At 63.2% G+C, this 22,852-nt stretch carries 19 protein-coding genes; 10 read left to right on the forward strand and 9 right to left on the reverse strand.

The features are described from left to right. Positions 1-8: 8 nt before the first annotated feature. Entirely contained in the window at positions 9-1,028 is a 1,020-nt protein-coding gene (locus AC1Z32_RS37185; protein WP_483483857.1) for an aldo/keto reductase, read from the reverse strand. Between the two features lie 100 nt (positions 1,029-1,128). Here AC1Z32_RS37185 and AC1Z32_RS37190 point away from each other — a divergent pair, with 100 nt between their 5' ends. The 10 genes from AC1Z32_RS37190 to AC1Z32_RS37235 all read left to right on the forward strand — a co-directional run bounded on the left by AC1Z32_RS37190 (position 1,129) and on the right by AC1Z32_RS37235 (position 15,772). Continuing rightward, positions 1,129-2,028, forward strand: coding sequence for a LysR family transcriptional regulator (locus AC1Z32_RS37190; protein WP_483483858.1), 900 nt, complete (start codon positions 1,129-1,131; stop codon positions 2,026-2,028). A 238-nt stretch (positions 2,029-2,266) separates the two neighbouring features. After that, positions 2,267-3,073, forward strand: a complete 807-nt coding sequence (locus AC1Z32_RS37195) for an enoyl-CoA hydratase/isomerase family protein (RefSeq protein WP_483483859.1) — start codon at positions 2,267-2,269, stop codon at positions 3,071-3,073. A gap of 72 nt (positions 3,074-3,145) precedes the next feature. Continuing rightward, positions 3,146-4,018: a helix-turn-helix transcriptional regulator gene (locus AC1Z32_RS37200; RefSeq protein WP_483483860.1), complete on the forward strand. Its 873-nt coding sequence runs from the start codon at positions 3,146-3,148 to the stop codon at positions 4,016-4,018. Between the two features lie 280 nt (positions 4,019-4,298). After that, positions 4,299-7,295 carry a xanthine dehydrogenase family protein molybdopterin-binding subunit gene (locus AC1Z32_RS37205; RefSeq protein ID WP_483484146.1) on the forward strand — a complete coding sequence of 999 codons (2,997 nt, stop codon included), beginning with the start codon at positions 4,299-4,301 and terminating at the stop codon, positions 7,293-7,295. Continuing rightward, the gene (locus tag AC1Z32_RS37210) at positions 7,292-8,107 is read left to right on the forward strand and encodes an FAD binding domain-containing protein (protein ID WP_483483861.1); all 816 of its coding nucleotides are present in this window, start codon (positions 7,292-7,294) and stop codon (positions 8,105-8,107) included. Before AC1Z32_RS37205 ends, AC1Z32_RS37210 begins: the two co-directional genes overlap by 4 nt. 68 nt (positions 8,108-8,175) lie before the next feature. Further along, positions 8,176-8,667: a (2Fe-2S)-binding protein gene (locus tag AC1Z32_RS37215; protein ID WP_483484147.1), complete on the forward strand. Its 492-nt coding sequence runs from the start codon at positions 8,176-8,178 to the stop codon at positions 8,665-8,667. Continuing rightward, on the forward strand, positions 8,660-10,183 hold the full coding sequence (locus AC1Z32_RS37220) for an AMP-binding protein (protein ID WP_483483862.1): 1,524 nt from the start codon (positions 8,660-8,662) through the stop codon (positions 10,181-10,183). The genes AC1Z32_RS37215 and AC1Z32_RS37220 overlap by 8 nt, the downstream gene beginning before the upstream one ends. Before the next feature lie 88 nt (positions 10,184-10,271). Next, on the forward strand, positions 10,272-11,630 hold the full coding sequence (locus AC1Z32_RS37225; protein WP_483483863.1) for an MFS transporter: 1,359 nt from the start codon (positions 10,272-10,274) through the stop codon (positions 11,628-11,630). Positions 11,631-11,833: 203 nt separating this feature from the next. Continuing rightward, a complete protein-coding gene (locus AC1Z32_RS37230; RefSeq protein ID WP_483483864.1) occupies positions 11,834-15,457 on the forward strand; it encodes an ATP-binding protein in 3,624 nt (1,207 codons plus the stop codon). 9 nt (positions 15,458-15,466) lie between these two features. Beyond that, positions 15,467-15,772, forward strand: a complete 306-nt coding sequence (locus AC1Z32_RS37235) for a nickel-binding protein (protein ID WP_483483865.1) — start codon at positions 15,467-15,469, stop codon at positions 15,770-15,772. 179 nt (positions 15,773-15,951) lie between these two features. On the opposite strand, the gene AC1Z32_RS37240 is transcribed toward AC1Z32_RS37235, so the two are convergent. From AC1Z32_RS37240 to AC1Z32_RS37275, 8 genes are all read right to left on the reverse strand, one after another. Next, the gene (locus tag AC1Z32_RS37240; protein WP_483483866.1) at positions 15,952-16,842 is read right to left on the reverse strand and encodes a LysR substrate-binding domain-containing protein; all 891 of its coding nucleotides are present in this window, start codon (positions 16,840-16,842) and stop codon (positions 15,952-15,954) included. A gap of 86 nt (positions 16,843-16,928) precedes the next feature. After that, positions 16,929-17,654, reverse strand: a complete 726-nt coding sequence (locus AC1Z32_RS37245; RefSeq protein WP_483483867.1) for an amino acid ABC transporter ATP-binding protein — start codon at positions 17,652-17,654, stop codon at positions 16,929-16,931. Positions 17,655-17,697: 43 nt separating this feature from the next. Continuing rightward, positions 17,698-18,354 carry an amino acid ABC transporter permease gene (locus AC1Z32_RS37250; RefSeq protein ID WP_483483868.1) on the reverse strand — a complete coding sequence of 219 codons (657 nt, stop codon included), beginning with the start codon at positions 18,352-18,354 and terminating at the stop codon, positions 17,698-17,700. Further along, a complete protein-coding gene (locus AC1Z32_RS37255; protein WP_483483869.1) occupies positions 18,351-19,115 on the reverse strand; it encodes an amino acid ABC transporter permease in 765 nt (254 codons plus the stop codon). Before AC1Z32_RS37255 ends, AC1Z32_RS37250 begins: the two co-directional genes overlap by 4 nt. 43 nt (positions 19,116-19,158) lie before the next feature. Beyond that, on the reverse strand, positions 19,159-19,971 hold the full coding sequence (locus tag AC1Z32_RS37260) for a transporter substrate-binding domain-containing protein (RefSeq protein WP_483483870.1): 813 nt from the start codon (positions 19,969-19,971) through the stop codon (positions 19,159-19,161). 39 nt (positions 19,972-20,010) lie between these two features. After that, on the reverse strand, positions 20,011-21,093 hold the full coding sequence (locus AC1Z32_RS37265; protein WP_483483871.1) for an ABC transporter ATP-binding protein: 1,083 nt from the start codon (positions 21,091-21,093) through the stop codon (positions 20,011-20,013). A 13-nt stretch (positions 21,094-21,106) separates the two neighbouring features. Continuing rightward, on the reverse strand, positions 21,107-21,949 hold the full coding sequence (locus AC1Z32_RS37270; RefSeq protein WP_483483872.1) for an ABC transporter permease: 843 nt from the start codon (positions 21,947-21,949) through the stop codon (positions 21,107-21,109). Continuing rightward, positions 21,946-22,830: an ABC transporter permease gene (locus tag AC1Z32_RS37275; RefSeq protein ID WP_483483873.1), complete on the reverse strand. Its 885-nt coding sequence runs from the start codon at positions 22,828-22,830 to the stop codon at positions 21,946-21,948. The genes AC1Z32_RS37270 and AC1Z32_RS37275 overlap by 4 nt, the downstream gene beginning before the upstream one ends. Positions 22,831-22,852: the final 22 nt, after the last annotated feature.

Below are 22,852 nucleotides of genomic sequence, written 5' to 3' on the forward strand. Positions count from 1 at the left end.
CGATCTCCTTATGCGTTGGCGGGCAGTGGTGCACTCGCGGCAACGAGATGTTGCTCGCGCAACTCGCGCCAGAAGTCCGCCGGAATCACTTCCTTGACCGCAGCGTGGTCTTCCGCGATGCGTCCCGGCTTGCTCGCGCCCGGAATCACCGCGGCGACGACCGGATTGGCGAGCACGAATTGCAGCGCTGCGGCCTTGACGCTCACGTTGTGGCGATCCGCGATTGCCCTGATACGCGCGACCTTCTCGAGGATCTCGGGCGATGCCTTCTGGTATTCGAAGTTCGCACCTCCCGCCAGCACGCCCGAACTGTAGGGACCGCCGGCGACGATCTCGACGTTTTGCGCGGCAGCGGCCGGCATCAGGCGCTGCAATGCCCGGTCGTGATCGAGCAGCGAATAACGGCCTGCGAGGAGGAAGCCGTCCGGTTTCGTTTCGGAGAGATCGAGCAGCAGTTCGCATGGCTCGACACGGTTCACGCCGAGTCCCCAGGCCTTGATGACGCCTTCTTCGCGCAGACGGGTCAGTGCACGAAAGGCGCCCTTGCGGGCCGATTCGAACACGGAGAGCCATTCGTCGCCGTAAAAGTCCTGCGCAACGTCGTGGACCCAGACGATATCCAGACGGTCGGTCTTCAGTCTCTGAAGACTGTCTTCGATGGAGCGTAGCGTCGCGTCGGCCGAATAGTCGTTGACGATCTTGTTCGGACGGCCAAACGCGAACACGCCTCCTTTCTCGCCCAGATCGCGCGCTTCGGCGTCCTCGATTTCGTCGAGAATCACACGGCCCACTTTCGTGCTCAGGACGTATTCGTCGCGCTTGTGGCCCGCGAGTGCTGCGCCGAGACGGATTTCGGACAGGCCGGCCCCATACAGGGGGGCCGTATCGAAATAACGCACGCCCTGGTTCCATGCAGCCTCGACAGTCGCGAGCGCTTCCTCTTCCGGGATGTTGCGGAACATGTTCCCTAAGGGCGCCGTGCCGAAGCCAAGAAGGGTGCCAGCAGGCAATTTATCCTTGATACTCATCGACTTGCTCCTTGTGTTGAGTCGGTAGCGCAAGTCTAGGATGACGAGTTAAGTCTGTCTAAGATAAAATTTGACAAACTTGAGTCCCAAAAGGTCTTACATGCTAGACATTCGACAGTTGCACTATTTCGTGGCGGTCGCGGAAGAAGAGCATGTCGGCCGGGCGGCCGAACGGCTGCATATTTCGCAGTCGCCGCTCAGCCGGCAGATCGCTCAGCTCGAAGAAAACCTGGGTTTGACGCTGTTCGAGCGCTCGCAGCAGCGCATTCGTCTGACGACGGACGGGCGCACCTTTCTTGCCGAAACTCAGGCGTTTCTCACCCATGCGAAGCGCCTCGAATCGCTCGCGCGGCGGCTTGGGCGCGGCGACGAAGGCGGCCTGTGCATCGGGTACATCGAAAACGCGATGCACTCGGGCGTCCTGCCTGACGCACTGCGGCAGTTGCGCACTGCCAGGCCGGACGTGCACATCGCGCTCTACAACCATCACTCGGGCGAGCAGCTCACAGGTCTGCGTCAGCGCAGCCTCGACATCGCGCTCGTCTGCGACCCCCCGGCGTCCGACGACTCCGATCTCGAAGCCGCGCAGGTGCTCGACGATCCCATGCTGCTTGCGATTCCCGAGGGGCATCCGCTCGCGAACGCAGAGCGCATCACGCCCGATGACCTTGCGGCGCAGAAGTGGATTGGCGTGACGCACACGGAAGGTGTCTTGCGGCACGACAACTTCGTTGCCGCGTGCGCGAAGGCGGGCTTCACACCCGATATCGCGCTGGAGGCGACAGAGCCGCTGGCCGCGCTCGGACTCGTTGCGGCCGGCCTCGGGCTCACCATGATCCAGCAGAGCCTGCGTCATCAGGCACCGGCCGGTGTCGTGCTCCGCGAGCTTTCGTGGTTCAGCTATCGCACCGCGCTGTGGGCGGCATGGCACAAGGTCAACCTGCGGCCGCTCGTGGAACATTTCCGTACGACGTTGCTGCATTCCAACGACGCACCGTGAGTTTTATGAAGCCATTCCAGTGTTCAGGACTGCAGTCGGCCTGCGCCCAGCGCAGACAATCGATTTGACCGTGCAGATATAGCGCCATAGCGAGATGGGTATTTTCCCCGAGGCGCAAAATCAGACTCACGGGTAACTCGCCGGAATTCCGGGTAAGCAGGATGTCATGAAGGCGTCGATACTTGAGCCGTGGTTCAACCAACCCAGTTCAGGAATTCGATCATCGAAGGATATGTTCATGACTCAGCTCGCTCACCCAGCTCATTCGCTGCTCGCCGAACTCGACGGCTTTCACGTCGAATTCAATCTCGTGGATTCGCGCGCCGACATCGTGCTGGATAGACCGCCGTTCAATATCGTGTCGATGCATCAGCGGGAGCAACTGCGCCTGACGTTCGAATCGCTCGACGCCAACGATGATGTGCGCGTGATCGTCGTGCGCGCGAAAGGCGAGCACTTTTCAAGCGGCGGCGATATCAAGGGTTTTATCGAAGCATCGCCGGAACATGTGGCGAAGCTCGCGTGGAATGTCGCGTCGCCCGCGCGTTGCAGCAAGCCGGTCATCGCGGCGAATCGCGGCTATTGCTTCGGCGTCGGCTTCGAGTTGTCGCTTGCATGCGATTTCCGCATCGCAACGGAAACCACGCTGTACGCATTGCCCGAGCAAAAGCTCGGACAGATTCCCGGTTCGGGCGGCTCCGCGCGTCTGCAAAAGATGGTAGGCATCGGGCGCACGAAGGACATCGTGATGCGCTCGCGCCGGATCACCGGATCGCAGGCTTACGAGTGGGGCATCGCAACGGAGTTCGTTGCGGATGCCGAGCTGGAAAGCGCAACGGATTCACTCGCCCGCGAGTTGCTCGCGTTCTCGCCGCTCGCGCAGCGCACCGCGAAGAAACTCCTGAACGATACGGAGGATGCGCCACTTTCCGTCGCTATCGAACTGGAAGGGCTCAATTACAGCCGCCTGCGCAGCTCTGACGATTTCCGCGAGGGCGTGGAAGCGTTTCATCAAAAGCGCAAGGCCGCGTTCAAGGGCTCTTGAGCAAGAGGGAGTCTAAACTTTCTTCAGAATAAGCCGCGGAAAGCGGCAGCAGCATGGAGTGAGGCGGAACGAGTGTCTAGTGCGATCAAAATCTATCAGGGACGTTTTGGGCGAGTGGCGCTGCTCGACATGGATGCGCCGCTCGTTCAGCACGCGCATCATCATTGCCACCTTCTGATCAAGGCGGCAGGGCCGGACACGTTCTTTTCCGTTCACGATGAGCTCCAGCCGCTGACCGACGACACCGCGGTGCTGATCAATCCATGGGAACCGCACGCGTATCGTCATATTGAACACGTCGAGCAGCGTACGGTCATTCTCGCGATGTATATCGAGCCGGACTGGTTGACCACCATTCAGCATCCGCTCGTGAGCGGCGGTCATCCTCGTTTCTTTCCGCAGTCGTGCGTGCGCATGTCGAGCCACGCGAAGAAGCGGGCCGAAGAACTCGCAATGGAAATGTGGTGGGCCGATAGCGTTGCCGCCGAGCGTCTCGAAGGGCTGCTCTTCGAGCTGATGCTTTCGGTGATCGATCCGAGCCGAAGCTGGCACGAGCTCTCGCGGCAAATGGAGTTGTCGGGCCGGCGTCCGAGCGATCCGCGCATTCGCAAGGCCATTGCGTATCTGCGCGAGAACACGGGCGCCGAGCCGGACATGAACCGTCTCGCGGAGCATTGCGGGCTGTCGCGCGCACATTTCTTCGCGCTCTTTCATCGCTGCACGGGCGTGACGCCCAATGTGTATCTGAACGTGCTGCGCATGGAAACGGCAATCAACGATTTATCCGCGAGCGCGCATTCGCTGACGGACATTTCATACAGTCTCGGATTTTCGGCACCCGCGCATTTCTCGCGCTTCTTCAGGCAGAACCTGGGCATCACGCCAAGCGAGTATCGCCGTGTGGTGCAGTTGTACGAAGCCGATTCCAAACAAGTGCAGATCTGAGTGCGGCATGTGAGTGCGCACGCGGTGTCCCGCGTGCGTTGGATCGTCACGTCTGTCACAAAGGCTTGCCTCGCGAAAAGCATCAGACTGCAAGGTAATTCGCCCGACCGCTTGGTAAGCGAGTTGGCGCGCTCCGGCAGTACATTGAATCGACACTGCGATGTGTCTCGCCTTGCATGCGAGGCACGCTGTTTTTGAACATCGCACACAGCACAGGCAGGAGACACGCGTGAGCGACACCGATACCGATACCGCGCTGAAGGAACGTCAGGCGCCACCGATCGCTTCCGATCGCAACGATACACAAGTGACGCATCGCCGGCATGTGGGCCGCCCGATGCAACGTCTCGAAGACCCCGCGATTCTGACGGGCCGCGGCCGCTACGGCGACGATATCGCCGTCAAGACAGGCACGCTGCATGCCGCCGTGCTGCGCTCGCCTTACGCGCATGCGGAGATCCGGAGCATCGACGCAAGCGCGGCGCTTGCGCACAAGGGCGTTCGCGCGGTGCTCACACGCGACGAGGTGCGCGCGTGGTCACAACCGTTCGTCGTCGGTGTGAAGTCGCCCATGGAGCACTGGGCGCTCGCGATGGATCGCGTGCGCTATAGCGGCGAGCCGGTTGCGGTGGTGATCGCCGAGTCGCGCGCCATTGCCGAAGACGGGCTCGATCTCGTCAAGGTGGACTATGCGCCGCTGCAGCCGGTCGTATCGATCGAGGCGGCCATCGCCGACGGCGCGCCGGTGCTTCACGAGAAGATCGGCAGCAATGTGGTGAGCGACCGCCGCTTTCGCTATGGCGATCCCGAAGCGGCGTTCGACAGCGCGCCGCATCGCGTGTCGATCACCACGCACTATCCGCGCAACACGTGTGCGCCGATCGAATGCGGCGTCGTGATCGCCGAGTGCCTGCCGGGCAACGAAGGCTATGACGTGACCTCGAACTTCATGGGCCCGTTCTCGCTGCACGCGGTCATGTCGATGGCGCTGAAAGTGCCCGCCAATCGTCTGCGTCATAAGGCGCCGCGCGATTCGGGCGGCAGCTTCGGCGTGAAGCAGGCGGTGTTTCCGTATGTGGTGCTGATGTGCCTCGCATCGAGAAAATGCGGCGCGCCCGTGAAGTGGGTCGAGGACCGGCTGGAGCATCTGAGCGCGGCGACCTCGGCGACCGCGCGCCTCGCGACGCTCGAAGCCGCCGTCGAACGCGATGGACGCATCATCGCGCTGTCTTACGATCAGATCGAGGATTGCGGCGGTTATCTGCGCGCGCCGGAGCCCGCCACGTTTTATCGCATGCATGGGTGTCTGACGGGCGCGTACGACATTCCGAATCTGCTCGTGCGCAATCGCGTCGCGTTGACGACGAAGACCCCGACCGGGCTCGTGCGCGGCTTCGGCGGACCGCAAGTCTATTTCTCGCTGGAGCGTTTGATTCAGCGCATCGCGGAAGAATTGAAGCTCGATGTGCTCGATGTCTATCGCCGCAACTTCGTCAGGGCCGATGCGTTTCCGTATCGCGCGGCGGCGGGCGCATTGCTCGATTCGGGCAACTATCAGGAAGCGTTGGCGCGCGCGTTGTCGCAAGGTGGATACGAGGAGCTGAAGAAGCGCCGCGACACCGCGCGCAAGGAAGGGCGTCTCTATGGCATCGGCTTCGCGGCGATCGTCGAGCCGTCCGTGTCGAACATGGGTTACATCACGACCGCGATGCCCGCCGAAGCGCGTCGCAAGGCGGGGCCGAAGAGCGGTGCGATCGCGAGCGCGACCGTGAGTGTCGATCTGATGGGCGGCGTGATCGTCACCATTGCTTCGACACCGGCGGGACAAGGTCACATGACCGTGTGCGCGCAGGTGGTCGCGGATGTGCTCGGCCTCGATCCCGCGGATATCGTCGTGAATGTCGAGTTCGATACGCATAAGGATGCGTGGTCCGTCGCCGCCGGCAACTATTCGAGCCGCTTCGCGGGGGCGGTTGCGGGCACGGTGCATCTCGCCGCGACGCGCGTAAAAGACAAGCTTGCGCGCATTCTTGCGAAGCAGTTCGCTTGCACGGAGCAGGACGTGTGCTTCGAAGGCGGACGCGTGTTCATGCGGCAAGCGCCCGATAAAGCATTGCCGTTCGCGCGCGCCGCGAGCAACGCGCCGCACTGGGCGCCCGCGCTCTTGCCCGAAGGGGAGGAGCCGGGGCTGCGCGAAACCGTGTTCTGGAATCCGCCGAACATGACCGCGCCCGACGACGAGGATCGCATCAATACGTCGGCTTGCTATGGCTTCGCGTTCGACATGTGCGGCGTCGAGATCGATCGCGCGACGGGGCGCGTGCACATCGACCGCTATGTGACCGCGCACGATGCGGGCACGTTGCTCAATCCCGCGCTCGCGGACGGTCAGATTCGCGGCGCGTTCGCGCAAGGGCTGGGTGCGGCACTGATGGAAGAGTTTCGCTATGGCGCGGACGGCAGCTTTCAGTCGGGCACGCTCGCGGACTATCTGATGCCGACGACCTGCGAAGTGCCCGATCCAATCATCGTGCATCTGGAAACACCTTCGCCTTTCACGCCGCTCGGCGCGAAGGGACTCGGCGAAGGAAACAACATGAGCACGCCGCCTTGCATCGCCAATGCAGTGGCCGACGCGATCGGTGTGACGGACATTCGTCTGCCGCTCACGCCGGCGAAAGTGATGGCGATGATCGGCATAAACGATCCGCCGCCGTCCCGGCCCGAGTATCGCGAAGCAGCGCCCGCGAAGAAGCCCGCAGGCGGTGGCAAGGCGCTCACCGCGCAAGGCAAGGTCGAGCTCGAAGCGACGCCCGAAGCCATCTTCGCGGTGTTGATGAACCCCGATGCCCTCGCCAAGGTCGTGCCGGGCTGTCATGCGCTGGAGACCATTGGGCCGAATCAATATCGCGCCGATGTGACCGTTGGCGTGGGCATGATCAAGGCGCGCTTCGAAGCGAAGATCGGTCTCTCCGACATCGATGCGCCGCGCCGCCTGCGTCTCGCGGGCGCGGGCATTTCGCCGCTCGGCAGCGCGGAAGGCGAAGGAATCGTCGAACTGGAGCCGACCGCGAAGGGCACCTTGCTCGCGTACGACTATGAAGCGCAAGTGTCGGGCAAGGTCGCGGCAGTCGGCGCGCGCATGCTCGAGGGCGCGGCGCAGGTGGTATTGCGGCAGCTCTTCGAATCGCTTGGAAGACAGGCATCCGGCAAGACCGTACGCACGAATTCGTCGTGGCTCGAACGCCTGCTCGCAAAGTTGCGGAGGTCGTCATGAAGCCCGCGCCGTTTGCGTATCTGCGCGCGCAAGACACTCGCCACGCGCTCGATGCGCTCGCGCAGGCCGGCGCCGATGCGCGCGTGCTCGCGGGCGGCCAGTCGCTCATGGCCGTGCTCAACATGCGGCTCGCGCAGCCGCGCTGGCTCATCGATATCTCGCGCACGGCGGAGTTGAATACAGTGCGCGTGGAATCGGGACATCTCGTCGTTGGCGCGGCTGCGACGCAGGGCAGCGTCGAATGGCGCAAGACGCTTCACGACGAAGTACCGCTTCTGCGCATGACGTTCCCTCATATTTCGCATTTTCAGATCAGGAACCGCGGCACGGTGTGCGGTTCCATCGCGCATGCGGACCCGAGCGCGGAGCTGCCGCTCGCGCTGCTTACGTTAGGCGGCGATGTCACGCTGCGCTCCGCGAAGCGCAGGCGCACGCTGAGCGCAGCCGATTTCTTTCAGGGCATGTTGATGACCGCCCGCGAGCCGGATGAACTCGTCGAGTCGGTGCGCTTTCCGCTGAAGAGGCCAGGACAGCGCTTTGCCTTCACTGAATTCTCGGCGCGTCATGGCGATTTCGCGCTCGTCTCGTGCGCGGCGGTCGTGACAGACGAGGCGATTCGCATCGGCGTGGGCGGCGTTGCCGACAGGCCCATGCTCGAATGCCTGCCGCGACTCGAAGGCGACGAACTGCGTGGTGCATTGAACGATTTGAGTTGGAAGCTTGGCGCGCGCGACGACGCGAATGTCAGCGCGGCATATCGACGGCATCTCGTGCGTGAGCTCGGGTGGCGAGTCATAAAGGAGGCGAAGTGAGAACGACCAGATACACAAGTTCCGGCGATGCATTCAGCGTCGCGCTTGCAGAAGACGCGTCATGCAGCGTGACGCTGGAGCTCAACGGCGTCACGCGTGGCGGCGCATGCGAAACGCGCGAGCTGCTCTCCGATTTTCTGCGTCATGAGCTCGGCGCGACCGGTACGCATGTCGGCTGCGAGCATGGCGTATGCGGAGCGTGTACCGTGCTCGTCGATGGCGTGGCCGCGCGTTCGTGCCTGATGCTCGCGGTGCAGGCGGATGGACGGCGCATCGATACGGTTGAAGGGCTGTCGTCATCCGCGCAGACGCTCGGCGATCTTCAGGAAGCGTTCGCGCGTCATCATGCCTTGCAGTGCGGCTTTTGCACGGCGGGCATCCTCATGTCGTGCACGGACTTTCTGCAGCGCGTACCGGATCCCGATGAAGACGCGGTGCGCGAGATGCTCTCCGGGCACTTGTGCCGCTGTACGGGGTATACGCCGATCGTCGCGGCGGTGCTCGAAGTGGCGAAGCTTCGGCAGGCGCAATCGCGCGAGCAGGAGGCGAGCCATGTTTGATCTCGGCCGCACGTTCATGCAAACGGTGGAGCGCAGCCCGCACGCGCTCGCGCTCGTCGATGGCGATATCGCGCTCACTTACGCGCAGTGGTTCGATGAAGTCGCCAGGGTCGCGACGGGCCTCAAAGCGCTCGGCCTCGCGCGCGGCGATCGCTTGCTCGTCGCGCTGCAGAATCGCTGGGAAATGGCGACGCTGCACTGGGCGTGTCAATTCACGGGCATTGTCATTGTGCCGTTGAACTGGCGCATCAAGCCCGAGGAGCTCAACTACAGCGTGACCGATGCGGGCGCGCGAGCGATCGTCTATGAGAGCGTTTCCGCCGAAGCCGTGACGCAAAGCGCGGCTGCGCAGGAGATCGCGCGTATCGGGCTCGACGATGTCGAGGGCGCGACGCATACCTTCGATAACCTTCGCGCATCCATGCCGGCGCAACTTGCCACGGAAGCATCCGCCGACGATTGCTCGGTGATGCTCTACACCTCCGGCACGACGGGCATGGGCAAGGGCGTGCCGCGCAGGCATCGACATGAGCGGGCCGCCGCGCTCGCGCATGTCGCGCAGAATCTTTATCGGCGCGGAGAACGCACGCTCGGCGTGATGCCGCTCTATCACACGATGGGCGTGCGCTCGCTGCTCGCGATGGCGCTTGTCGATGGGCTCTTCGTCTGCGTGCGGCGATGGAACGCAACGCTTGCGCTCGACTCGATCGAAGCGCATGCGTTGACCTGCCTGTATCTCGTGCCGACGCTCTATCACGATCTGCTCGCCGCGCCCGGGTTTTCGACAACGCGCATCCGTTCGGTCACGAAGCTGGGCTTTGCCGGCGCGCCGATGAACGACGGCCTGCTCAAACGCTGCTCGGCCGCGTTCGAACCGGAGCTCTTCGTGAATCACTATGGCTCGTCGGAGGTGTACACGTTCAGCGTCGATCAGGACGCGACGAAGAAGCCGGGAAGCGCGGGGCGTGCTGGTCTCAATACGCGCTTGCGCGTCGTGAAGCTGGAGGCTGCGTCGCCGGGACAGACCGCGGCAACGGGTGAGGAAGGTCAGATCATTGTCGAGTTGCTTGGGGACGAAGCGTTCGAAGGCTACTGGAACCGTCCCGATGCGAACGCGAAGTCCTTGCGCGACGGCTGGTACTTCACCGGCGATACCGGTTACGTCGATGCGGACGGCGATATCTATGTCACTGGCCGCGTCGACGACATGATCATCAGCGGCGGCGAGAACATATCGCCGGTCGATATCGAGTCGGTTCTGTCGCTGCATCCCGCCGTCGATGAAGTCGCGGTCGCGGGCGTCAAGGATGAACGCTGGGGCCAGAAAGTGGTCGCGTTCGTCAAGCGATCCCAGTCCGTGGACGAAAGCGCACTAGACGAATTCTGCCGCAACTCGGACCTTGTCAACTTCAAGCGTCCGCGCGAATACGTGTTCGTCGATCAGATACCGAAATCTCCCGTCGGAAAGATACTGCGGCGCAAGCTTTCCAGCGGCGAATACGAACCCGAACGTTAAGAAGCGCCACGTAAGGCGTTCAAGAAGGCATGGCATATCAATCGGATATATAGATATCCGAATTAACTATTAAATACGGAGATCGAAAATGGACGAAGTATTTAGACGCGGTGAAGTCGCGCAAGGCGTGAGGGGAAGCCAGGTGGCCGTCGCCGTCATGGCCTCTTGTCTAGGATGGGCGCTTGATCTGTTCGACCTGTTCGTTGTCTTGTTCGTGGCACCCGTGATCGGGCATCTGTTCTTTCCGTCGTCCAATCCGATGCTGTCGCTTGCGGCCGTGTATGCGTCGTTCGCCGTGACGCTCTTGATGAGACCGCTCGGCTCAGCGATATTCGGCTCGTTCGCCGATCAGCACGGCCGCAAGCGCGCGATGGTGGTGTCTGTGGTTGGCGTAGGCGTTTCGACCGCCGCATTCGGCATGTTGCCGACCGTCGCGCAGGTTGGTGTCATCGCGCCGATGCTTTTTCTCGTGCTGCGTCTCGTGCAGGGCGTGTTCGTCGGAGGCGTGGTTGCGTCGACGCATACGATCGGCACGGAGACCGTCAGTCTCAAGTGGCGCGGCGCGGTGTCCGGGTTCGTCGGCGGCGGTGGCGCGGGGCTCGGCGCGTTGCTCGCATCGCTCGTCTATCTCGCGACGACCGCGGCCTTTCCGGGCGCCGCGTTCGAAGTGTGGGGCTGGCGCTGCATGTTCTTCGCGGGCATCGTGAGCTCTGTACTCGGTGTGTTCGTCTTCAATCGGCTTGAAGAATCACCGCTTTGGGCCGAGCTCGCGGCGCGCAAGCACGCCGCGGCGCGTGCGAAGGGCGTCACGCAGGAAGCGCCGGCTGCTTCACCGCTGCGCGTCCTGTTCTCGAAGAAGTATCGCTCGATTCTGCTCGTCAATCTGATGCTGACCATCGGAGGCGGAAGCGGCTATTACCTCACGTCGGGATACCTGCCGACCTTCCTCAAGGTAGTCACGCACACGTCCGCATCGAGCGCGGGCTGGATTCTGATGTGGTCGAGCGTCGCGGTGGTGATCGCATCGACAGCGGCGGGCCATCTGAGCACGATGATCGGCCGCAAGCGCAGTTTCATCTGGCTCGGCATTGTGCGTCTGATCTGCTTTCCGCTGCTCTATCTCGCGCTGCCGCATGCGGACGGCGTGTGGCTCATCGGCTTCTATGCGATCGCGCTCAGCGCGCTCGGCAGTGCGGGCTATGCGCCGATCCTCATCTTCCTCAACGAACGCTTTCCGACGGCGATCCGCGCATCGGGAACCGGCTTGTCATGGAATCTGGGCTTCGCGGTGGGCGGAATGATGCCGACAGTCGTCTCCGTGCTCGCGGGATCGCCCACCGATTTGCCGATGGTGCTCGCAGTCGCGCTCATCGGGATCAGCGTGCTGTTTCTCATTGGCGCGTTCATCGTGCCTGAAACGATGGGCCGTCTGGACGACGGGGAATGAGGCTCCGGCCTGCGACTTTGCATGTCGGGACGCGGGAGGAAGATTGACAAGCAACCAGGCGGCGCAGTGTTCTTCCCGCATACTTAAAAGACGCACGCCGCGCGCTTTTGTCCATACATGCGTCGAAACCGGCGCGAAAGGGGCGTGACAAGTTTCAAAAGCTCGCGGATGATAACGTTGGGCGGTGTTCCAGAGATCCAGCAATGACCGACGATCTGGCTGCATGGTTAGCGCAGATTGGCCTCGGCGCTCACGCTGCGAGGTTCATCTCACAAGGGATCGACTGGGATGTGCTCGGGGACCTTTCCGAGCGCGACCTGAAGGAACTCGGCCTTACGCTCGGCGACCGCAAGCGGCTCGTAAAAGGGCTTGCGGCGCTGACCGGCGCCCGCGCGCATTCGCTCGAGCGGACGAAGGGCCGCACAGCCTCATCTTCATTGCCTGCACCTGAAGCCAGCGAGGCCGAGAGGCGGCAAGTCACGGTCATGTTTGTCGACCTGATCGATTCCACTGCGTTGGCGGAGCGCTTCGACCCTGAGGACATGCGACGCCTTCTGGGACGCTACCACCACGCCTGTGCACGCGCAGTCGAATCTCATGAAGGCCATATCGCGCTATACATCGGCGACGGCCTGCTCGTGTATTTCGGCTACCCGAACGCGCACGAAGACGATGCCACGCGCGCGGTGCTCGCCGCGCTCGCCGCCATAGCGGCGCTCCTCGAAGCTAACGATCATGTCGAAGCCGAGTACGGCGTTCGCCTGCAGGTTCGGATCGGAATCGAAACGGGACTCGTCGTCGCCGGTGCTATCGGCGCTGGATCTTCGCTGGATCATCAGGCGATCGTCGGAGAAGCGCCAATCATCGCCGCAAGGCTGCAGGCACTCGCTGCGCCCGATGCCATCGTCGTGGGGCCGACAGCGCAACGCCTGATAGAAGGATCGTTCAAGCTCGAAGACCTCGGTTGGCGAGAGCTGAAAGGGGTCACGGGGCCGGTCCGGGTCCAACGCGTTCTGGCGCAGGCGGATGCCATCGATCGCTTCGAACTCAGGGCGCTCCACGGTGTGACGCCGCTCATCGGCCGGGCTGCGGAACTGGACATGATCACGCAGCGCTGGAGGCAGAGTGTCGATGGCGAAATGCGCTGCGTGCTGTTGACCGGCGAACCCGGAATCGGAAAATCTCGCGTGCTGCGGGCGCTCTGCGAGAGCATCCGTGAAGACCCGCACGCGATCGTTTCGCTCCACTGTTCCGTGTACTATCGCAACAGCCCTTTTTGGCCGGTACTACGCTGGCTACAGCGTTCTTTCGGCGTCGGTCCCGACGCGTCGGACGCGTCGGACCTGGAGCGTCTAAAGGCGGGAATAGCAAGACTCGGCGTCGATGCCGACGAAACACTTCTGGTTCTTGCGAACTTGCTTGCAATGCCCGCAGGCGCGCGACATCCGGCAATCGACACATCTTCTCCTTCGTTCAAGCGCCGAACGCTGGACGTGCTCATAGCCATGCTCGAAGCGTCGGCGCGCGTTCAGCCGGTGCTCGTCGTCGTGGAGGACGCGCACTGGATCGATCCGTCGTCCCTCGAGTTCGTTCGGCTCGTGCTTGAACGACTGGGGTCCGCGCGGCTCCTGGTGCTGATAACGGCGCGGCCGGAGTTCGAGCCGGGATGGACTTTCCCGTATCTCGTACAACGCAAACTCGATCGGCTGTCCCGCCACGACTGCGTCGGGATGATCGAGCGCCTGACGGGAGGCAAGCGGATTCCAGACCCCGTACTCGATCAGATCGTCTCCAAGACAGACGGTGTGCCGCTCTTCGTCGAGGAACTGACCAAGGTCGTTCTCCAGAGCGATCTGTTGCAGGATGCCGGTGACCGCTACGAGTTGAGAGGCACGCCGCAGACGATCGCGATTCCCGACACGCTGCAGGGGTCGCTGCTGTCGAGGCTCGACCGGCTTGAGCCCACCGTCAGGGAAACCGCGCAAGTGGCGGCCACAATGGGACGCGAGTTCGACAGGAAACTGCTTGGCCTGATCACATTCAGGCCGAAGGACAAGCTGCAGGAAACGCTCGATCGCCTGATCGCAGCCGAAATCATAGTTCCGGCGTCAGGGAAATTCGCTGAGGGCGACACGTATTTGTTCCGGCACGCGTTGATCCAGGAGATTGCATACCAATCGCTGCTGCTTGCGCGCCGACGTCACTACCACGCGCTGATCGCAGTCGCTCTCGAAGAACATTATCCGGACATCGTCGAGCGGCAACCCGAATTGATCGCGCAGAATTTCGCTGCGGCCGAGCTGCCGGATCGCGCGATTGCGTATTGGCAGCGTGCCGGGGAACGAGCGCTTGCGGGCGCCGCCTACGCCGAGACAATTGCCCATGTGCAGCGCGGACTTGAACTGATCGACCGATGCGCCTACGTTGAGCCGGATCGGGCCACCCGCCTGCTGCCCCTGCTGCTGACGAGGGGCAGGGCGGAACTCCGGCTGGCGCAACGCGAGGCCGTTGCAACCTTCCGCGAGGCGGCCCGAATTGCCCGCGAACAGAACCTCACTTCGTATCTGGTCCAGGCAGCGTTGGAGTTCGACACCGCCGAGACGTTCCTCGAAGGCTCCGGTGACGCATCGCTTTCGTTGCTGGAAGAGGCACTCGCCCTGACCGGCACCGAGGAATCGGTCGAGCGGTGCCGCCTGTTGAGCCGCCTCGTCCGCACGCTTCATATGACGGGCGCACGGGAACAAGGCAGCGATTTTGCTCAGGAGGCCGTCGCTCTCGCGCGACGCCTGAACGATCTGCCGAGCTTGTTCGACGCATTGGCGTGCGAGCTGATGCATGTCGGCGCGCTCCCGTTGCCCGCGGACCGGTTTCCGGAGCGTGAAAGCGTGCTGCTGGAGTTGCGGCAGATAGCGGAGAATCTCGGCGATGCGCACACCATCGGTCATGCATGCGCTCGATGTCTTGCCGGATACCTGGAGATCGGCGAGGTAGACCGGTTCGAGAGTGCCTTGGAGCGGTATCGGCAAATTGCCGCCAGTGGACAGCACTTCGTCGACAAGTGGTGCGTGACCGGCGCGCAGGCGATGCGGGCCATACTTGTCGGTGACTTCGCCGAGGCGGAGCACAAGACTCGCGACTCGCTGCAGATGGCGCAGAGCGCCGACGCCAATCTCGCGACGGGGGTCTACGGCATGCAAATGTTCTCGATTCGCCGCGAACAGGGCCGGCTCGCCGAAGTAGCGCCGATCTTCAAGAGGTTTATCGGCGAGCATTCCGAGGACGCGATGTGGCGGCCCGGATTCATGTTGATCTGCAGCGATCTCGGCTTCGAGGCGCAGGCCCGCGACAATCTCGATCGGCTCGCGGAATCGGACTCCGGCATCCCCATGGACAGCAAGCGGCTCGTCACGTTGACGTATCTGGCGGAGGTTGCTGCCCGCCTGCGGGACCTCAGACATGCCGAAAGGATTTACAGCCTTCTCCTGCCTTTCCGGGATCAGGTCGTCACGGTCCCTGTCTTTACCCTCTGCTGCGGATCGGCGGCACGGTTTCTCGGCATGCTGGCCCATGCGCTCGGCGACTGGTCAGCTGCCGGACAGCATTTCGAATATGCGCTGCGCATGGACGAGCGCTTGCGAGCCTGGCCCTGGCTCGCGCATAGCCGGCATGAATACGCGCTCATGCTGGCGGAGCGAAATCATGTCGAAGATAGAGCACGAGCCCGGCATCTGCTTTCGATGGCGGCGGCAGAAGCCAGAAAACTCAAGATGTTCGCTCTCATCGAGCGCATTGACGGTGTACGCACGGGAGCGGGGGCGAGGAACTAGCACAGGGAATTGCACAGTCCGAGGTGCGATCTGCTGTCACCATTCACGGAGAATGCCATGCCACGTTTTATGATCGAACGTAATTTTGCGGAGCAACTCGAGGTCACGAACGACAGCGCCGCGACGGTGAAAAGAATCAACGATGAGGAAGGCGTCGAATGGCTTTTTTCGTTTCTCAGCGCGGACAAGAAAAAGACTTATTGCCTGTATGAGGCGCCCAGTGCCGACGCCATCCGCGCGGCTGCACGCCGGGCGAATTTGCCGGCCGATGTGATCATCGAGGTAAGCGACTTGCGGCCGGAAATGTTCAGCTGAACAAGGAAGAGCAAACAGGCAACGAGGACGACCCATCTCCCAGGCATTCTGCGGTCGCGCACGAAGGCATTCATGCCTTGATTCACGACATGCGTTCACCCGCGCGCGACACGGCGGCGCGTGATCCGAAGCGCATTTTCAGTCCGGGCAAGGTGGTGTGGCTTTCACATCGACCCGCATTATCTGGCCGTTGCAGCGAGATCCCGATTGCGCATGATCCAGTCGCTGAAGAGCTTGACCTTCGGCTGATTCGCAACACAGTCCGGATAGACGAAGTAATAGCGTGAGCCAGTCTCGAGCACGGTGTCGAATGGCATGACGAGGCGCCGGGCCGCCACGTCTTCGCTGACGAGGGTGCGGTCGCTGATTGCGACGCCGAAGCCCTGCATGGCGGCATTCGTCGCGAGATCCAGTGTCTCGAATGTCGGCCCGAGCGTCGCGTCGACCTCGCTCGCCCCCGCGCGGTCGAGCCATAACTTCCAGTCCCGGTGATCGCGCGTCGGATGCAGCAGGGCATGATGCGCAAGATCCGGCGCGGCGGCGAGCGGTCTTTCGCTGAGCAGATCCGGCGAGCACACGGGCGTGAGTTGTTCGTCGAAGAGCGGCACGGCGTGCACGTCCGCGCCGGGCGACGAACCATAGATGATCGCCGCATCGAACGATTCCACCTGAAAGTCGACGTCATGCTGCCAGGTCGTCGTGATCTGCAGTTGCAGCTCGGGATGCTCGGTCTGAAAGCGCATGATCCTCGGCAGCATCCATCGCATCACGCAGGTCGGCACTTTCAGCGCAAGATCCGTGCGCTGGCGCGTGAGGCGCAGCGAGACCTCCTCGATACGCGCGAAGCCCTCTCTGACGACCGGTAACAGCACGTCACCTTCAGCCGTCAACGTCAGTCCCCTTGCGCCCCGTATGAAGAGCGGAAACCCGAAGTATTCCTCGAGCGCGAGAATTTGCCTGCTGATCGCCCCTTGCGTGAGGCACAGATGTTCAGCCGCGCGCGTGAAACTGCGGTGACGCGCGACCGTCTCGAAGATCTGCAGCGCATTGAGCGGAGGAAGTCGTCGCATGGAGCGTGTCTCCGATCATGGAAATCATGTCAGCCAAAAATATAGTAGCAAGCCGCGCGCGGGATGAGGGCGACAGGCGCACGGTGCTAATGAAGTATCTTGCCCAGAAATTCCCGCGCGCGATCCGACCTTGGATGTGCAAAGAACGCGTCCTTGTCGTCGTCTTCGACAATGCGCCCGTGATCCATGAAGATCACCCGGTGCGCGACCTTTCTGGCAAACCCCATCTCGTGCGTCACGCACATCATCGTCATGCCTTCCTGTGCCAATTCGACCATCACGTCCAGCACTTCGTTGATCATCTCCGGATCGAGGGCCGAAGTCGGCTCGTCGAACAGCATGGCGACCGGGTCCATCGACAGCGCTCTCGCGATCGCCACGCGTTGCTGCTGGCCGCCGGAAAGCTGCCCGGGATACTTGTCGGCGTGCGCGCGCAGGCCGACCCGCTGGAGCAGACGCAGCGCCTTGTCGGACGCTTCGTCTTTCGAGCGCCCCAGCACTTTCGTCTGCGCCAGCGTGAGGTTTTCCGTGATCGACATGTGCGGGAACAGCTCGAAATGCTGAAACACCATCCCGACCTTCGAGCGCAGTCTCGACAGGTTGGTCCGCTTGTCGTGGACGGCCTCGCCATCGATCATGATGGTCCCGCTCTGGAACGGCTCCAGCCCGTTGACGGTCTTGATGAGCGTCGACTTGCCGGAGCCGGATGGTCCGCAGACCACGACCACTTCGCCTTTGTTGACTGTGGTGGTGCAGCCGTTGAGAACCTGAAACTGGCCGTACCACTTCGACACGTTACCGATGGAAATCATGCGCAAACCCGTTTGGAAAGGACGTTAGGCACCGCGGCGAGCTTCAGCGATGCCTGCCGACCCGATACCGGCGCTCGAGCGCACGCGCATACCAGGTCAGCGGAAAGCACATCGCGAAGTACAGCAACGCGACGAGGGCGTAGATGGGGAAGGGGCGAAACACCGCGTTCGTGATCATGGTTCCGGTCTTGGTCAGCTCGGTGAGCCCGATGATCGACGTGAGCGCGGTGCTCTTCACGACCTGCACGAGAAAACCCACGGTGGGCGGCACGGCGATCTTCCGTGCCTGCGGCCAGACGACATAACGCAACTGCTGCGTCCACGTCATGCCGAGGCTCGCCGCGGCACTCCATTGACCGCGCGGCACCGCCTCGACACAGCCTCGCCAGATGTCGGAGAGGCAGGCGCCCGTGTAGAGCGTGAGCGTGACGGTCGCGGCCGCCCAGGGCGACACTTCGATACCCAGCAGCGGCAAGCCGAAGAACCCGAGGAAAAGCTGCATCAGAAGCGGCGTGCCCTGGAACACTTCGACATAGAGCACCACCACCCGGCGCAGCCACGGCAGCGGCGACACGCGCATGGCGAGCAGCGCCAGCCCCGTCAGGCCGCCCCCGACGAACGCGATCAACGACAGCAGAACGGTCCAGCGCGCGGCGAGCGTCAGGTTGCGCGCGATATCCCATAGCGTGAACTCGATCATCGTGAACGCTCCTTCGGAAGGCCGGGGTCGGCCGCGCCGACACGCAGTGAAAAGAGGCCGCGCCAGCCGCGTCGCGGCGCGATTGTGACGCCGCGGGGGCTGCGTCCCGCGAACAGCCGTTTGCCGAGCCGGTTGATCAGCATGCGCAGCACGATCGACAGCAGCAAATAAATCGCGGTGACGATGACGTAGCACTCGAACGAACGGAAGTTGCGCGACTGGATGAAGCTGGCGGCATGCGTGAGGTCAGACACCGAAATCTGCGATACGACCGCCGAGCCGAGCATCACGATCAGCACCTGCCCGAGCAGCGCCGGAAACACATTGGCGAGCGCTTGTGGCAATACGACGTGGCGGAACACGTGCGGGCCCCGCAAGCCGAGCGCCATCGCGGCCTGGACCTGTCCGCGCGGAATCGAGTCGATCCCCGCGCGAACGATTTCGGTGGCGTATGCGCCGAGGTTCACGGTCATCGCCAGCACGGCGGCCTCGATTTCGCCGATGTGCACGCCGAGGCTGGGCAGCCCGAAGAACACGAAGAAGAGCTGCACGAGAAACGGCGTGTTGCGAATGAGCTCGACATACGTGGCCACCACGGCGCGAACCGGCTTCGACCCCGTCACGGCGAGACACGCTCCACCGATGCCGACCAGCCCGCCCAGCAGCGTGGATGCGGCGGTGAGGCCGAGCGTGACCGCGACGCCGTGCGCGATCACGTCCACGTAGAGGCCGAAGTCACTGAAATCGAACGTGTAGGTCATCGAGGCGCCTCCGGCGCGCGAGTGAGCGGAAAGGAGAAGCGCATCAAAGATCGGCCGGCAGCGGTGCGCGCAGCCACTTCTGGGAGATGGCGTTCATCGTGCCGTCCTTTTTCGCGGCGGCGATGGCCTCGTCCACCTTCTGCTTGAGGCGCGGCTCGTTCTTGTTCAGGCCCACGTGATCGGGCGAGCTGAAGAGCGAGAATTTCTGCTCGGGATCGATCGACGGATGTCGGGCGATGATCGTTGCGCCCACGTCGTTGCCCACGACGAGCAATTGCGTCTGCCCGGCGAGGAACGCGGAGATCGCGCCGTTCGGGTCATCGAATCGCTTGATGGTCGCGGACGGCGGCGCGACCTTGCTCACGCTCAGGTCTTCGAGCGTGCCGCGCGCAACCGCCACGCTCTTGCCGGCCAGGTCGCCCGCGTTCTTCACGGCCAGCGACTTCGGACCGAATACCGCCAGGTTGTACGGCGCATACGCCTGCGAGAAGTCGATGACCTTTTCGCGCTCCGGCGTCTTGCCGACCGAGAGCAGCATGTCGGCTTTATGGTCGACGAGGTAAGCCATGCGGTTGTCGCCCGTGACCTGAATCAGTTCGACCTTCGCGTTGAGGGTCTTGCCGATCAGGCCGGACACGTCGATGTCATAGCCTTGCGGCTTCATGTCGGGGCCGATCGAGCCGAACGGCGGATAGTCCTCGAAGACGCCGATCCGCACGACACCGGATTTGTTGATCGAGTCGAGCGCGTCGGCCTGCGCCAGCGGGGCGAATGCGCCAAGTCCCGCGATGCCGGAGAGAGCGAGGAGGGCGGACGTGCGCGCGAGGAAGCGCTTCGCGGGGTTCGTGGTGTTCATGAAGATGTCTCCTGTGACTGGACTTTGAACGGCGTGAAATCAGTGCGCGGCGCGTGCCGCGATGAGCTTGCAGGCGTGGGGCGGCAACTCCGCGAAGATGGGCATGCCCACCCGGAGGTCCGGCGTCTCGCGTGGCGACGTGGCCGCCGTAAGCGTGAAGCCGGCGCAATCGATGGTGGCTTCGAGCGACGAGCCGACATCCCGGATGAACGTCACCTTTCCGGCCAGCACGTTGGGGCCCGGATTGCGAGGGTTCGGGAGATCTGTCCGCACGGACACGTCTTCGGGGCGAATCAGCAAGCGGACATCGCCTGGCGCATCGTGCGCGCGCAGCGCGGCATCGACGACGATCTGCTGGCCTCCGGGAAGCCCGATGCGGTCCGCGCCGTCGAACGTCACGGGCAGGATGTTGCCGAGCCCGATGAAATCCGCGACGAACTCGCTGACGGGATTGCGATAGATGTCGAGCGGCTTCCCGACCTGTGCGATGCGGCCTTTTTCCATCACGACGATTTCATCGGCCATCGTCATGGCCTCGCGCTGGTCATGCGTCACCATGATCGTCGTGATGCCGAGCCGTTGCTGCAACAGACGGATTTCGACCTGCATCGCCTCGCGCAGCTTCGCGTCGAGCGCGGAGAGCGGTTCGTCGAGCAGCAGCAGCTTAGGCGACGACGCGATCGCGCGCGCAATGGCCACGCGCTGGCGCTGCCCGCCCGACAGCCGCGATACCGGCCGGTCCGCCATGTGCGGCAACCGGATCAGCTCGAGCAGCTCGGCGACCCGCGCGGCTTGCATGTCCTTCGCGACCCGGCGCAGCCGCAGCGGATAGGCGATGTTCTGCGCGACGGTCATGTGCGGGAAGAGCGCGAGCGACTGGAACACCATGCCGAAATCGCGCTGGTTCGCCGGCACATGCGTCAGATCGCGGCCGGCGAAGGCGACGGTCCCGGACGACGGCGTCTCGAGGCCCGCGATGATTCGTAACAGCGTCGTCTTTCCGCAGCCGGACGGTCCGAGAAAGCACACCAGCTTGCCGTCGGGCACGGCGAGATCGACATGATCGACTGCGTATGCGGTGTTAAAGCGCTTCGTCACGGCCTGAAGTGTCAAATGAGTCATGAAGGTTCCCCGTTTACAGCGCGACGCCTTCATCGCCGACCAGCTTCTCGAGCAGCCAGATCAACGCGAAGTCGATGAGCACGATGACGACCGCAAACGAGAACACGGTCGGATCGAGCGACGACACGGTGCGGCTGTACAGCCAGATGGGCAGCGTCATCGTGTCGATGCCGTACAGAAAGAACGTCACCGTGAATTCGTTGAACGAGATGATGAAGGCGAACAGCATGCCGGCGAGAATGCCGGGCCGCATGAGCGGCAAGATCACATCGACGATTGCGCGGCGCGGGCTCGCGCCCATCAGGCACGCGGCTTCCTCGAACTCGGGGCCGATGGATGCGACCGATGCTGCACAGTTCTTCACGGTGAACGGCAAGGCGAGAATCACGTGCGCGATGACGAGCCGCACTATGCCGAGCTCGATGGGCAGCACGTTGAACACGAGCAGCAGCGAGAGCCCGAGCATCACGAGCGGATAGACGAGCGGCAGCGCGACCAGTTGCTCGATCACCGCCTTGCCGCGGAAGCGGTAGCGCGAGAGCGCATAGGCCGCGGGAACCGAGATGGCGGTGGCGATGATCATCGTCGAGACCGCGACGATGAGGCTCGTCGTCAGGGCGGTGCCCATCGAGAGCACGTCGCTTGCGTCGGGCGAGACGAACGTGTGCCACGCGGTCTTGTACCAGTGCAGCCCGAAGCTCCGTGGCGGGAATTCGAGCGTATCCGAATCGCCGAACGACATCGTGATCATCGTCAGGATCGGCAAGGCCGCGAGAAAGAGCACGAGGGTCGCGAGGAGGCTGGCTGCGCGGCTGAGCCGTCCCGGCATGGCCGTGGAGAGTCGCAAGGTCGTCATGAGCAGCATGCCTCCGTGCGTTGCATGCCGCGCACGAGCCGTTGCGACACCGACATGACGACGAGCGTCGCCACCATCAGCACCACGCCGGATGCCGACGCGGCCGGCCAATTCAGGAGCGGAGCCACCTGGTCATGCACGAGTACGGCGAGCATGGGCACGCGACGGCCCCCGAGCAGCAGCGGTACGGCAAACGCGCTCGCGTTGTAAGCGAAGACGAGCAGCGCGCCGGACACGAGGCCGGGCATCGCGAGCGGCAGGACGACGTGGCGCAGCGTCTGCCAGCGGGTCGCGCCGAGCGTTGCGGCCGCCTCCTCGTAAGCGCGCGATATGGCGCGCATCGCGCTTGCGAGCGGCAGCACGGCGAGCGGGAACGCGGTCTGGATCAGTCCGAGAAGGACGCCGTTTTCGCGATAAAGCCACTGCACCGGGCGCCGGATGACGCCGGCGGCGAGCAGTGCGTGATTCAGCATGCCGGCCGGCCCGAGCATCACGAGCCAGCCGTAACCCTGCAGAAGCAGATTGACGAGCAGCGGCAGCAGCACGCCCGCAAGAAGAAGCCGGCGAGCGAGCCGCGACTGGGTGCGCGCCATCGCGAGCGCCACGGGAATCGCGAGCAGCACCGCGCAGACCATGCTCTGAAACGCGAGCTTCAGCGTGAGCCAGAGCGAACGCAGAAAGTACGCGTCGAGGAGGTCGGCGTAATTGCGAAAGGTGAGCGCATGCCACTCATTCCCCGATACGCCGAAGCTCATGCGCAGCACCGCGAGCGAGGCCGCGACGAGCACGGCGAGAAACGCCAGGATCGGCGCGAGCAACACCCATGGCGGCACCCTGGGCAGCGCGGGCGCCGCCGGCTGTTCGAAGGCAACGCCTGCCATTGCTGCTGTCCTGCGGCGGAAG

It is taken from the genome of Caballeronia sp. 11_S32, assembly GCF_056930355.1.